The organism is Fibrella forsythiae (genome assembly GCF_017353175.1).
In the GTDB taxonomy this organism is placed as follows: Bacteria; Bacteroidota; Bacteroidia; order Cytophagales; family Spirosomataceae; genus Fibrella; species Fibrella forsythiae.
The window spans coordinates 151,052-163,828 of record NZ_JAFMYW010000004.1 but is presented as its reverse complement, the minus strand read 5'-3'; the positions used below and the strand labels follow the sequence as shown (position 1 = coordinate 163,828).

General features: G+C 52.3%; 12 protein-coding genes. 8 read left to right on the top strand and 4 right to left on the bottom strand.

Annotation, left to right across the window (positions count from 1 at the left end; genetic code table 11):
* Positions 1-117: 117 nt before the first annotated feature.
* From J2I46_RS14840 to J2I46_RS14830, 3 genes are all read right to left on the bottom strand, one after another.
* Complete coding sequence (locus J2I46_RS14840; protein ID WP_207329829.1) at positions 118-732, bottom strand: bacteriocin fulvocin C-related protein; 615 nt, start codon at positions 730-732, stop codon at positions 118-120.
* A 143-nt stretch (positions 733-875) separates the two neighbouring features.
* Positions 876-1,958, bottom strand: a complete 1,083-nt coding sequence (gene aroC, locus J2I46_RS14835) for a chorismate synthase (protein WP_207329828.1) — start codon at positions 1,956-1,958, stop codon at positions 876-878.
* A gap of 75 nt (positions 1,959-2,033) precedes the next feature.
* The gene (locus J2I46_RS14830; RefSeq protein WP_207329827.1) at positions 2,034-3,533 is read right to left on the bottom strand and encodes a BatD family protein; all 1,500 of its coding nucleotides are present in this window, start codon (positions 3,531-3,533) and stop codon (positions 2,034-2,036) included.
* Between the two features lie 115 nt (positions 3,534-3,648).
* On the opposite strand from J2I46_RS14830, the gene J2I46_RS14825 reads away from it, so the two are divergent.
* Both J2I46_RS14825 and secA read left to right on the top strand, forming a co-directional pair.
* Positions 3,649-3,867, top strand: a complete 219-nt coding sequence (locus J2I46_RS14825) for a hypothetical protein (RefSeq protein WP_207329826.1) — start codon at positions 3,649-3,651, stop codon at positions 3,865-3,867.
* Between the two features lie 303 nt (positions 3,868-4,170).
* The gene (secA, locus tag J2I46_RS14820) at positions 4,171-7,578 is read left to right on the top strand and encodes a preprotein translocase subunit SecA (RefSeq protein ID WP_207329825.1); all 3,408 of its coding nucleotides are present in this window, start codon (positions 4,171-4,173) and stop codon (positions 7,576-7,578) included.
* Between the two features lie 210 nt (positions 7,579-7,788).
* Here the strand turns inward: secA and J2I46_RS14815 are convergent, their stop codons facing one another.
* On the bottom strand, positions 7,789-8,781 hold the full coding sequence (locus tag J2I46_RS14815) for a glycoside hydrolase family 16 protein (protein WP_207329824.1): 993 nt from the start codon (positions 8,779-8,781) through the stop codon (positions 7,789-7,791).
* A gap of 162 nt (positions 8,782-8,943) precedes the next feature.
* On the opposite strand from J2I46_RS14815, the gene J2I46_RS14810 reads away from it, so the two are divergent.
* Genes J2I46_RS14810 through J2I46_RS14785 form a run of 6 tightly spaced genes read left to right on the top strand, consistent with a single transcriptional unit; the run spans position 8,944 to position 12,742 of the window.
* Positions 8,944-9,270 carry an ArsR/SmtB family transcription factor gene (locus J2I46_RS14810; RefSeq protein ID WP_207329823.1) on the top strand — a complete coding sequence of 109 codons (327 nt, stop codon included), beginning with the start codon at positions 8,944-8,946 and terminating at the stop codon, positions 9,268-9,270.
* Between the two features lie 44 nt (positions 9,271-9,314).
* Complete coding sequence (locus tag J2I46_RS14805; protein ID WP_207329822.1) at positions 9,315-10,226, top strand: arsenite methyltransferase; 912 nt, start codon at positions 9,315-9,317, stop codon at positions 10,224-10,226.
* Positions 10,227-10,237: 11 nt separating this feature from the next.
* Positions 10,238-10,687, top strand: coding sequence for an arsenic resistance N-acetyltransferase ArsN2 (gene arsN2 / locus J2I46_RS14800; protein WP_207329821.1), 450 nt, complete (start codon positions 10,238-10,240; stop codon positions 10,685-10,687).
* Between the two features lie 46 nt (positions 10,688-10,733).
* Positions 10,734-11,153, top strand: coding sequence for an arsenate reductase ArsC (locus J2I46_RS14795; protein ID WP_207329820.1), 420 nt, complete (start codon positions 10,734-10,736; stop codon positions 11,151-11,153).
* On the top strand, positions 11,153-12,226 hold the full coding sequence (gene arsB / locus J2I46_RS14790; RefSeq protein WP_207329819.1) for an ACR3 family arsenite efflux transporter: 1,074 nt from the start codon (positions 11,153-11,155) through the stop codon (positions 12,224-12,226). Before J2I46_RS14795 ends, arsB begins: the two co-directional genes overlap by 1 nt.
* Positions 12,227-12,238: 12 nt before the next feature.
* A complete protein-coding gene (locus tag J2I46_RS14785) occupies positions 12,239-12,742 on the top strand; it encodes a peptide deformylase (protein WP_207329818.1) in 504 nt (167 codons plus the stop codon).
* Positions 12,743-12,777 lie beyond the last annotated feature (35 nt).

The window sequence follows — 12,777 nt, the reverse complement described above, 5'->3', positions numbered from 1 at the left end:
GGATCTAGACAGGTCTGCCCTGAGAAATATAACTCAGGGATCTATGAAAAAACGCTGATAATCAGGTTATTGTGTGGCTAGGTGCCAGCCTGTAACAGTGTGGTTGCTTCCCTATGTTTACAGGGTTCTGTCGCAGGAGCCATTGCAGGTGTAAGCGAACAACGTACCGCAACCAGGCGAATTGCACGAGGGGATATAGGTGCAGTCGTAGCCTTCCTGGCAGTAGGTCGACGAGGTCGAGCAACCGCACTTAGCTGCTGATGGTGGCGCTGTTTTGTTGGTGGCCGATCCTCCTTTACTGTTTTCCAGCGAGCCAACGATATCGTATAAGGTACCCTGCTCAAAAAGATCTTTCCCCTTCCTGGTCCATTGGCTCAGGAACTGGATGGTCTTCTGACTTTCGGTCGAGCCCACCGCATACAGATCGGGTGTCAGGTTGGCCAGCAGCAAATCGAGGTGATCGCGTTGCGCAGGCGTTAGCGTTAATTCCTGTATTTTTCCGGCAATCCGCTTTTTGAAAAAGTAAGTCTTTTCATCCTTACTCAGCATCTGGGTGAACGCAATTTTCTGGACCTGATACTCAGAAATAGCCTCTACCTCCTTCACGAGTTCCAGGTTGACACCTTCGGTAGCCAGTATAGATGGCTTCGTTTCCTGAATGCTACATCCGAACAGGCCTATCAGGAAAAGGGCCGTGGCGGATACTCTTAAGTTGATGCGTAAAAAATTCATAATCTGGGCTGTTTATGGTTAACTCAACGCGTACTTTTAACTTAGTAAGTTTTGAAAATTTACAACATCTAAGTTAACACAATCCAGATTCGATAAAACAAAAGTTTATGAGTTATTTATCCAACGGTAAGATTGGTGACGATTCATTGTATTTTGTTGCCTTGGCTACGTAGCCACATATCTGCCAGCACCAATGCCGCCATTGCCTCAACAATTGGCACAGCACGAGGCACCACACAGGGGTCGTGACGGCCTTTTCCGCTGACAATCACTGTATTACCATCAGAGTCGACACTTTCCTGATCCTGCATGATCGTAGCAACGGGTTTAAAGGCCGTTCGGAAGTAAATGAGCTCTCCGTTCGAGATGCCACCCTGAATTCCGCCCGACAGATTCGTACGGGTACGTACCCGGCCTGCTTCATCTGTGTAGAATTCGTCGTTGTGCTGAGAGCCGTATAACTCCGCTCCGGCAAAACCGCTGCCATATTCAAAGCCTTTTACGGCATTAATACTCAGCATGGCCTTGCCCAGTTCGGCATGTAGCTTGTCGAAAACGGGCTCGCCCCAGCCAGCCGGAACACCGGTAACCACGCAATCGACCACGCCGCCGATGCTATCCCCGTTTTTGCGCGTTTCGTCGATCAGCGTAAACATACGTTCAGCGGTTTCCGGGTCAGGGCAGCGAACGGCATTTTCTTCGGCCAGCGCCAGATTCAGCTCCGTATATGCCTTTTCGAGCGTCAGTTTACCCACCTGCGACACGTACGCCTGAATGGAAACGCCCTGTTGTTGCAGCAGTAACTTAGCCACGGCACCAGCCGCTACACGCGCCGCCGTCTCGCGCGCCGATGACCGCCCGCCGCCCCGGTAATCACGGGTTCCATATTTGGCCTGATAGGTATAGTCGGCGTGGCTTGGCCGAAACTGCTTGGCAATGTGGCCATAGTCTTTGCTGCGCTGATCGGTGTTCCGAATGATCAGGGCAATGGGTGTTCCCTGCGTTATCCCGTCGAAAACGCCCGAGAGTACTTCAAACTCATCGGCCTCGCGGCGTTGGGTGGTAATGCGCGACTGCCCGGGTTTCCGCCGGTCGAGTTCCGCCTGAATAAAATCCGTATCAAACGCAAGGCCCGCCGGGCATCCGTCGATGGTAACGCCAATAGCCGCGCCATGCGACTCGCCGAACGTGGCAATTTTGAATAGTGTACCGTATGTACTGCTCATTTCTTTAGAGGTGGCTTCAGTCGTCTGTTGCTTAACCACGAAGCTTGGTAAGCAACAGACGACTGAAGCCTATTTTTATTTGCGTGCAAAAACAAACAACGTACCCAGAATCATCAGGATGATCACGACGTTGGCGGTGGCTCGGATCAATACCGGCCAGTTGATTGATTTTTCTGTGCTGTCGGTCAGTTCCAGACCTGCGTAAATTGACGGGCGGCCCAGGCCATCGAGGGTGTCGGAAGGAACAATGCCAACCGTCGGCCCATCCGATGCTTCCCCCACGTTTAGTACTGTTTGTGGACGTAATGTATCGTACCGGCCCAATTGGGGGTCGAAGTAAACCCAGAAAAATCGTTCGGCCAACGCCAGCGTGCCTTTTTGCTTCGGAATCAGGAAATAACGAAACGATTTAAAACCACTCACCTGATCGTCAGTACGCCCTATCTGTTCCTGCACCTGCGGCGGAAAAATGTCTACTTCCGGGCTCGACGCCTGCGCCTGCGGTGCCTGAATGCTCGCGATGTTTCCCCGCCCTTCTATGCGTATATCATACCGTACCGATTGCCCAACCGATACCCGGTTATGATCTACTTCTGTACTCATACGGAACGTACCTACGGCCATCTGGCCGGGAATCGTTACGCCTGGTAAGCGGGGCAGAGGACGTACCTGAACTACAACCGGCTGACTGACGAACGTAACCATCTCGGCCACCTGCGACGTTGATGTGGGGCGATACGCCGGGTTGCTGGCTGAGGCAGGCGTGACGGGTGTTGTGGCAGGTGCCAGTTTGCGGATAACGGTCAACGGAACGGCAGGCAGGTTAATTTGTCGGGCTATGCCAGTGCGGGTGGCCAGAAGAAAAAACGTGGCCTGATAGATACGATATTCAATGTATTTTCGGCCGTTCCGTACCGTGGGGCGCGGGGTCAATTCGGTAATATTGTCACTTTCCTCCCAGGCATTTACTGGCCTTATTTTCCGCACGATGGCGGCTACCTGCTGTTCTAGCTGGTCGAATTTGAGCTCGTACGGATAATTTTCGGCCACGAAAAAAGATACCCTGATCCGAAGCCCTTCACCAGTATATACGCCTGGCTGGCTAACCGATGTCTGGAGAAAAGCCGCCTGTTTGTCGTTCTTCAGCTTAACCAGTGCCGCCGCCGCTGCTGCTTCGGCAGGCGATACAACGGCCCGAACGGTTAGGGTAAGCCCCGGTGCCCGTACTGATTGATTATTGACGGATATTGTGAAGGGAGCAATGCGGATAGCGCCGGTTCGGGTGGCTAGGTACGTTTGTACAACCAACTGGTTTGTCACTTCGCTGCCACCAGCTTCGCTTCTGGTGGTACTGTACGAGGTTCCCTGTTTAACCAGCCCGGGTATGTCTGGAAAAGTGATCGTTGGCCGGGAATCGCTGTTCCGAATTAGTAACGAAATGGTAAAAGGCCGTTCGATCAAAAAATCAGTGGCGCTATAATCAATAACTAATGGATTATCAGCCGGTTGAGCAATAACGCGTCCGTTTTCATAGAAATATAATACAAGGAATACTATAAATACTACAAGTCTCATGTAAATTTGTTGGCAACATTTGAGTATGACCCCCGTTACAATGATAACGGGTATACCTGATTCGGCACCATTATTCCTCTACCTTACTGTTTAACCAAAAAACGACGAATGCAGTATGGCTTCCATGCTTGAATACGTTAAAATGATTCTGCAAAAGGTCAGTTTTGACCGTCAGTTGTTCGAAAAAGAATTGAAAAAAGCCCTCCACACGCTGGTGGGCGACGAGGTGAAACAGCTAAAAGCCTGGTGCTACGCCCAATTTGGCCGCATGTACCGCGTTGTGTTGAATCGCTGCTTCTCGCGTTATCGCTTCGGCCGAACAGGCCTGGCGTAACCTCCAGTCTTCGTAATCAGCAACGCCTTCTCAACCATGGGAAGGCGTTTTTTTTTGACTGACAATCTGTCTGGTAGCTCTAGTTTGGGATAGTTTTTGAACTGGCACGGGGCGTGGAGCTTAGGGTATGGGATGGCCTCGCGAGAGTAACCCCCCTTGCCCTAAGCTCCACACCCCGTGCCTCCGCGCAACTATTCCTTTAGAACTACGGGCATTATCCGTTAATTTTGTAAAAAAAGTAAACACGAGTTGGTGCGTTGCCTGTTTCATTGGTAGCGAGTTGAACCGGCCTTATCATACCCAATGAGTAATTTCATCACCAAGAGTATAGCCAAGCTGTTTGGCACCAAGTCGCAGCGAGACTTGAAAGAGCTGTTGCCCTACGTGGAGCAGATCAACGCTGAGTTTGCGCGGCTCAAAGACCTTAGCAACGACGAACTGCGTGCGGTATCGGCCCAGCTGAAGGCACACATCGTGGATGAACTGCAGGGCATCGACCAGCAGATCGAAGGCCTGCGCCAGCAGGTGGCCAGCGATCTGGATATGGACGTTGACCAGAAGCAAACGATCTTTACCCAGGTCGATCAGCTTGAGAAAGAACGAAACAAAGAACTGGAGCGGGTCTTACTGGCTATTCTGCCGCAGGCATTTGCCGTTGTGAAAGAAACCGCCCGCCGATTTGCGCAGAATGAAGAGCTCGAAGTGTCGCTTACGGAGTTCGACATTGAAATTGCCCGTTTCCGCAAGAACGTTCGTATCGAAGGCGACAAGGCCTATTGGGCCAATACCTGGGATGCGGCCGGTAATACCATTAAGTGGGACATGGTCCACTACGATGTGCAACTGATTGGTGGCGTGGTGCTGCACACCGGTAAAATTGCTGAGATGGCCACGGGTGAAGGTAAAACGCTGGTGTCTACCCTGCCTGCCTTCCTGAATGCCCTGAGCGGCCGGGGGGTACACATTGTGACGGTCAATGATTACCTGGCCAAACGTGACTCGGAATGGAACGGTCCGCTGTTCCAGTTCCACGGCCTGCGCGTTGATTGTATCGACCGGCACCAGCCGAACTCCGAGCAGCGTAAAGCCGCCTACGCCGCCGATATCACCTACGGAACCAACAACGAATTTGGTTTCGATTACCTCCGCGACAACATGGCTCGCACGCCCGACGAACTCGTGCAGCGGAAACACCACTATGCCATGGTCGATGAGGTCGACTCCGTACTGATCGATGACGCCCGGACGCCCCTGATCATCTCTGGCCCGGTTCCTCGCGGCGACGAGCAGGATTATGCCGAATTGAAGCCCCGCGTGTCGCGCGTGGTAGAAGCGCAACGCCGGTTGGTGAGCGATCTGCTGATCGAAGCGAAGAAAAAACTGACCGCCAATCCCGACGATAAAGAGGGCGGTCTGGCTTTGTTCCGTGCATTTCGTGGCCTGCCCAAGCTGAAACCGCTGATCAAATACCTCAGCGAAAACGGCGTTCGGCAGACCCTGCAAAAAACCGAGTCGATCTATCTGGCCGAGAACCAGAAGCTGATGCCCGAAGCCGATTCGCCGTTGTACTTCACCATCGACGAGCGCAACAACAGCATCGACCTGACCGAGAAAGGCATCGACTTCATCACCGGTTCAGGCGAAGACCCAAGCTTCTTCATCCTGCCCGACCTGTCGGTCGATCTGAACGCGATTGATAAGCACACCGATTTCAGCGAGCAGGAAAAAATTCTTCACAAAGAAGGCCTGATCCGTGATTATTCGGTGAAAACGCAGCGCATCAACACGGTGAACCAATTGCTGAAGGCCTACTGCCTCTTCGAGAAAGATGTTGAATACATCATTCAGGAAGGCAAGGTGAAGATCGTGGATGAGCAGACGGGCCGGATTATGGAAGGTCGCCGCTGGTCAGACGGGTTGCACCAGGCGGTGGAAGCGAAGGAAGGCGTGAAAGTGGAAGACGCCACGCAGACCTACGCCACCGTGACGCTCCAGAACTACTTCCGGATGTACCACAAGCTGTGCGGCATGACGGGTACGGCCGAAACGGAAGCCTCTGAATTCTGGCAGATCTACAAACTCGACGTGGTGGCCATTCCGACCAACCGCGCCATTAGCCGGAAAGACGAAGAAGATAAAGTGTACCGCTCGGTGCGCGAAAAATACAATGCCGTTGTTGACGAGATCGTTGAACTGGTGGCGAAAGGTCGTCCGGTGCTGGTGGGTACAACCTCGGTAGAAAACTCGGAGTTGTTGAGCCGCCTGCTGACACTGCGCAAGATTCAACACCAGGTACTGAACGCCAAATACCACCAGCGCGAAGCCGAAATCGTGTCGGTGGCTGGGCAGCCCGGTACCGTAACGATCGCTACCAACATGGCGGGCCGGGGTACGGACATTAAGCTCACGCCTGAGGCCAAAGCCGCTGGTGGTCTGGCTATTATTGGCACAGAACGTCACGAATCGCGGCGGGTCGACCGGCAGTTACGCGGTCGGGCAGGTCGTCAGGGTGACCCGGGTACGTCGCAGTTTTTCGTATCGCTGGAAGATAGCCTGATGCGGCTGTTTGGCTCAGAACGGATCGCCAAACTGATGGACCGGATGGGCCTGGAAGAAGGCGAAGTCATTCAGCACTCGATGATCACCAACTCGATCGAACGGGCGCAGAAGAAAGTTGAAGAAAATAACTTCGGCGTTCGGAAGCGGCTGCTCGAATACGACGACGTGATGAACTACCAGCGTACCGCCATCTACGACCGTCGCCGCAACGCCCTGTTTGGCGAACGTCTGCCGCTCGACATTGCCAACACCATGTATGACGTGGTTGAGGAGATCGTGAATAATGCCGAAGGGGATTTCGATGTGGTGAAGCTGCAATTGCTGACCGCGTTGAGCCTTGATACCAAAATGACGCAGGCCGACTTTGCCAAGCTGCGGAATCCTGAGCGGATACAAAGCCTCTACACCGAAGCTGAAGCGAGCTACCAGGCCAAAAACCACGCCATTGCCGATAAGGTAACGCCGGTACTGACTCAGGTTCAAGAACAGCAAGGCCAGTTTATCCGCAACATCGTGGTGCCATTTACCGATGGGCTCCACGAAATGCAGGTAGTAGCCGAACTCGCTAAGTCGGTTGAAACGGGGGGCCGTGAAGTGATCACCGAAATGGAAAAATCAGTGGTGTTATCGCTGATCGACCAGGAGTGGAAAGAACACCTTCGCGAAATGGACGATTTGAAGCAATCAGTACAGAACGCCGTATTTGAGCAGAAAGACCCCTTGCTGGTCTACAAATTCGAGTCGATCGAGTTGTTCAAGCGGTTCCTGAACAAGGTAAACTTCGATACCATCAGCTTCCTGACCAAGGCTGATATTCCGGCGCAGGATGAGCAGGAGGTGCAGCAGGAAATTCAGTCGGCCCCGGCGCAACGCCGCCCCGAGCCGATGCCCGAACTGCACACCAATATGGAAGACTTCGACGACGATCATCTGGCCAGTGGCCCCGAAGAGTACGCCCGTCGGATGGCGCAGAACAACGCCATGGGAGCCGGTGCGCCACCCATGCCGAAACAGCAGCCGATCCGTAATTCAAAGATCGACCGCAACGCCCGTGTGAACGTTCAGTACGGCGACGGCACGATCAAGAAAGACGTGAAGTTCAAAAGTGTTGAGAACGATGTGATGTCAGGCAAAGCGGTAATTATTGAGTAGTCTGAACTTGGTTTTTAGGATTTAAAAGAAGTTCAGAATACAACCAAAACGCCCCAATTCGTACGGATTGGGGCGTTTTGCGTTTGGAATTACATCAAAGTACGTTCTATTTTGACATGGACTGGGCGTCTCCAGCACAGGCTCGCACCAGCCCAAGGTTTTGCATTCGGTAAGCAATTCGCTAGCTAAAATCGTTAACTCAACCGTTCGTTACTGAAATACACGGATGTAATCGACGATCAGGTGCTGGGGTAAAACCGTTGTGCCATCTGGTTTGCCGGGCCAATCGCCGCCGACGGCAAGGTTGAAAATGAAGAAGTACTCTTCCTGAAATTCGCTGAGGCCAGACGGAGTCGTGTCAATGACATGGAACGGCTTGTCATCGAGATACCAGGTGATTTTTTGAGCGTCCCAAATGATGGAGAACACGTGGAATTCATCGCCCAACACGCCCGACGTTACTTTCGTGCTGCCACCATACTGGGCATGGCTGTTGTTGTTATCCCAGTGAGCCGTACCGTAGGCGGTATCATCACGGCCTGTAGCGCCGCCGCCAATCATCTCCAGGATGTCTATTTCGCCGCATTTGGGCCAGCCCACGGTGTTTATATTCTTCCCCAGCATCCACAAGGCTGGCCAGATACCTTGTCCCTTAGGCATGGCCGCCCGAATATCGACCCGCCCATATTTCATGTTGACTTTCCCCTGCGTGGTGAGTCTCGATGAGGTGTAGGCTTTACTGCCGACAGCCTCTGACTTTGCCTGAATGATCAGGTAACCATCTTTCACCGACGTGTTCTCCTTCTTGTAATATTCCAGTTCATTATTACCCCAACCGCAATTATTTGGACAGCCATCGCCCAACTCGTAGTTCCAGTAAGTCTCGTTCAGGGCCGTTCCCGTGAATTCATCGGCCCACACCAGTTTTAATCCCGAATACGTGGTTGGTGTGGTGTAGCCTTTTGTGGGAATGATCGACACTGGGGCGGGGTCATCGTTATCATCGCTGGAGTTCGACACGTACCCAATGGGCTGATCGCAGGCTAGGTACGTTTTGTTCGGATTGCCTTTGCCGTCTTTATCGGCGTCGAGATACCAGGTTTTTTCGGCACAGGGCTCGCTGGAGGTTTTGCAGGAATTGATAAGGAACGTACCCGAAAGAAGTAGGGTGATCAGGCTGATACGTAGTTGATTAGAGCGCATGCTGACGATTTTAGGAGTGGTTGGTAGGTAGGCGACTGTATTATTTCACTAAATATAATTGATTGCATTATATCAATATTGAATTGTCTTGATGAATGAGCGCCATGTAAAAAAAATATATCGTAATATTGCGATTATGGATGTGCGCTTTACCTTTGTGCCATGGGCGCTACAAAAACAGAAGTATTTACTGAGCAGCAAAACCGGATTGCCGATTTGGCCAAGGCATTTGCACATCCGGCGCGGGTAGCCATTTTGCAGCATCTGGCCAAAACGCAGTCGTGCATCTGTGGCGATCTGGTCGATGTGTTGCCCTTATCGCAGGCTACCGTGTCGCAGCATTTGAAAGAGTTGAGCCGGATCGGCATCGTTAAGGGAAACGTTGATCCACCACGGGTTTGCTATTGCATCAATGAGGTAGTGTGGGCCGAAGCCAAAGAGGCTTTCGGTAAGCTGCTCACTCAATTCGAGGGGAATTTCTGCTGCTGATTTTTTTTGCCATCATTCATCGTAATAATACAATAGATAAAACCATGAAAACAGATAACCAATTGAAAGAACTGGTACGGGAAACCTATACCACTGTGGCCGACCAGTCGCGCGAAATGAACGCGGCTTCCTGTTGTGGGGTAGGCGGATGTTCACCCCTCGACGATGCCGCGATCATGGCAGATGACTACAGCCACCTGGCTGGGTACGTCCCCGACGCCGATCTGGGTTTGGGCTGTGGCCTGCCCACGCAATTCGCCCAGATCAAACCCGGCGATACCGTAATCGATCTGGGTTCGGGCGCTGGAAACGACTGTTTTGTGGCGCGGCACGAAACAGGCCCGACGGGAAAAGTGATTGGTATCGATTTCACGCCTGCGATGATTGACCGGGCCTGCCGCAACGCCGATATGTTAGGATACAACAACGTAGAATTCCGGGCAGGCGACATTGAGCAGATGCCCGTTGCCGATAACGTCGCCGATGTGGTGGTGAGCAACTGCGTGTTGAATCTGGTACCCAACAAAGCAAACGTGCTGGCCGAGATAGCCCGCGTGCTGAAGCCGGGTGGCCATTTCAGCATTTCCGACATTGTCCTGCAAGGTGATCTACCTCAGGGTCTGCGGCAGGCCGCTGAGATGTATGCGGGTTGCGTATCCGGCGCTATTCAGCACGACGAGTATCTGCGCCTGATTCAGGAAGCAGGCTTTGCGCAGATCACCATTCAGAAAAGAAAAGCCATCAACCTGCCCGACTCGATCCTGGATAATTATCTGACGGTCAACGAAATAGCTATTTATCGGCAGGGGGGCGTCGGAATTATGAGTGTGACGGTCTACGCCGAAAAACCAGGCGCAGTTAACTCCGTTGAGTCGACAGCCAAACCGAAAATCAAGTTAACCGATCTAACCAACTCATCAGCACAAGCCTGCACGCCGGGTGGCGGTTGCTGCTAACTCTTAAACCGATGATCTATCGCCTTGCCACCCCAACTGACCGCCCCGCGCTGACTGAGCTGCTGACACAGGCTAAGTTGCTGACAGATGATTTGCCGGAGAACCTGGGTACGTTCATACTGGCTTTCGATAACGATACGCTGGCAGGAACTGCGGGCGTAGATATAATCGAGTTGACCGGATTGCTGCGATCAGTAGCAGTAGCGCCGGCCTACCAGCATCAACACATTGGTCGGCAATTGATTGCTGCTGCCGAAAAGCTGGCTTCTGATAAGGGCATCATGAATCTTTACCTGATCACCACCACCGCCGACAGATATTTTGATCGCCTGGGATTTGAGCGGGTCGATCGCAACAACGTACCTGAGGCCATTGCCACAACCCGACAGTTCAGCGAGTTGTGTCCGGCTTCGTCGGTGGTGATGAGTAAATCAGTAACGCCGAAGCTCCAACTTCGGTAGTTGAACTAGCTACACTACTAAAGCTGGAGCTCCGGCATTATTAAACATGAAACGAATCTTAGTACTCTGCACGGGTAACTCAACCCGCAGCCAGATGGCGCATGGCTATCTGCAACATTTCGCCGGCGATAAGGCCGAAGTGCTTAGCGCCGGGGTAGAAACACATGGGTTGAATCCCCGCGCGGTGAAAACGATGGCCGAGGATGGTGTCGACATCAGTCATCATACCTCAAACCACGTTGACGAATATGCACATCTGCCAATCGATTACGTGATCACGGTTTGCGACAGCGCGGCCGAACGCTGCCCAATCTGGATCGGAAAAACCAACCGGTTGCACCACAATTTCGAAGATCCGTCGAAAGTGACTGGCCCCGATGAAGAAAGTGTAATGGCCAACTACGCCCGCATCCGTGATCAGATCAACGCATTTTCACAGAAGTTTATCCGGGAGAATATCGGCTAATGACAACTGATAATTTACTGGCCACGGCCTCTTCGCGCCCGAAACTCTCGTTTCTCGACCGGTGGCTGACGGGCTGGATATTTGGCGCAATGGCGATGGGTATAGTGCTGGGTAATATTTTCCCACAAATCGAGCAGACGCTGAACCAGTATCAAAGTGGCACTACCAACATTCCACTCGCTATTGGGCTGGTGCTGATGATGTACTCACCGCTGGCCAAAGTGCGCTACGACCGACTGGGCGAGGTGTTCCGGAACACCAAAATCCTTATCTTATCGCTGGTACAAAACTGGCTCATTGGCCCCGTACTCATGTTCGGTTTGGCAGTCTTGTTCCTTCCCGATAAGCCTGATTACATGACCGGACTGATTATGATTGGTATTGCCCGCTGCATTGCCATGGTCATAGTTTGGAATGATCTGGCCCTTGGCGACCGCGATTACGTGGCCGGACTGGTAGCGTTTAACAGTGTATTTCAGGTGCTTTTTTACTCAATATACGCCTACATATTTATCACGGTGCTGCCGCCCTTGATCGGCCTGAAAGGTGCCATCGTCGATGTCGGTATTGGGCAAATTGCCGAAAGCGTGGCCATTTACCTGGGCTTACCGTTTGCAGCGGGTATGCTGTCGCGGTTTGTGCTGGTGCGGGCTAAAGGGCTTGACTGGTACGAGAAAACGTTTCTGCCCGCTATCAGCCCCATCACGCTGGTGGCGCTGCTGTTTACGATTGTGCTGATGTTCAGCCTAAAGGGGAAACTGATTGTACAAATTCCGTTCGATGTGCTGCGCATTGCCTTGCCACTCGTGATCTATTTCGTGGTCATGTTCTTCATGGCCTTTTACCTGGCCAAACGCGCTGGGGCCGATTATCCGAAAAGTACGTCGCTAGCTTTCACGGCGGCGGGTAATAATTTTGAGTTAGGCATTGCGGTGGCTATCGCCGTTTTTGGTATCAACTCAGGAGCTGCCTTTGCTGCCGTCGTTGGGCCACTGATCGAAGTCCCTGTGCTAATTCTACTGGTCAATGTGGCGCTGAAGCAACGATCAAAATTTCCGGTTTCAAGCCAGTAAAACGACTCCCTGATGAAAACCTTAGCCGACCTGTTACTATTAGGTGATCCGCGCCTGTACGAAGTTTGTGAGCCTGTGAGGGCCGATGAGCAGCCGTTGGTGGCGGGTTGGGTGACCGACCTGCACAATGTAATGCAGGAGGTACGTACCCGCTACGGTTTCGGACGGGCCATTGCCGCCCCACAACTCGGTATCATGAAACGGCTGATCTACATGAACATAGAAAAACCCATTGGCCGCGGACCAGTCGTATTCATCAACCCAACATTGACCAACCTCAGCGATGAGCAGTTTGAGCTGTGGGACGATTGCATGAGCTTTCCGAGTCTGCTGGTGCGTGTCAGTCGGCATAAATCGCTGACCATCAATTATCTCGACGAACACTTCGTGCCGCAGCAATGGCACATGACCGATGACCTGTCGGAACTGATTCAGCATGAATACGACCACCTCAATGGTATTCTATGTACCATGCGCGCCCTTAACGACAAAGCGTTTCAGTACAGGGTGCTTTAAGACTGTTTTCAGTTTGCTGTTTACCGTTTTCAGTT

Excerpts from the sequence above, each read along its gene's own strand:
- secA (WP_207329825.1), top strand. The coding sequence starts at position 4,171 with ATGAGTAATTTCATCACCAAGAGTATAGCCAAGCTGTTTGGCACCAAG.
- arsB (WP_207329819.1), top strand. The coding sequence starts at position 11,153 with ATGACAACTGATAATTTACTGGCCACGGCCTCTTCGCGCCCGAAACTC.
- J2I46_RS14805 (WP_207329822.1), top strand. The coding sequence starts at position 9,315 with ATGAAAACAGATAACCAATTGAAAGAACTGGTACGGGAAACCTATACC.
- J2I46_RS14815 (WP_207329824.1), bottom strand. The coding sequence starts at position 8,781 with ATGCGCTCTAATCAACTACGTATCAGCCTGATCACCCTACTTCTTTCG.
- J2I46_RS14830 (WP_207329827.1), bottom strand. The coding sequence starts at position 3,533 with ATGAGACTTGTAGTATTTATAGTATTCCTTGTATTATATTTCTATGAA.
- arsN2 (WP_207329821.1), top strand. The coding sequence starts at position 10,238 with ATGATCTATCGCCTTGCCACCCCAACTGACCGCCCCGCGCTGACTGAG.
- aroC (WP_207329828.1), bottom strand. The coding sequence starts at position 1,958 with ATGAGCAGTACATACGGTACACTATTCAAAATTGCCACGTTCGGCGAG.
- J2I46_RS14785 (WP_207329818.1), top strand. The coding sequence starts at position 12,239 with ATGAAAACCTTAGCCGACCTGTTACTATTAGGTGATCCGCGCCTGTAC.
- J2I46_RS14810 (WP_207329823.1), top strand. The coding sequence starts at position 8,944 with ATGGGCGCTACAAAAACAGAAGTATTTACTGAGCAGCAAAACCGGATT.
- J2I46_RS14825 (WP_207329826.1), top strand. The coding sequence starts at position 3,649 with ATGGCTTCCATGCTTGAATACGTTAAAATGATTCTGCAAAAGGTCAGT.
- J2I46_RS14795 (WP_207329820.1), top strand. The coding sequence starts at position 10,734 with ATGAAACGAATCTTAGTACTCTGCACGGGTAACTCAACCCGCAGCCAG.
- J2I46_RS14840 (WP_207329829.1), bottom strand. The coding sequence starts at position 732 with ATGAATTTTTTACGCATCAACTTAAGAGTATCCGCCACGGCCCTTTTC.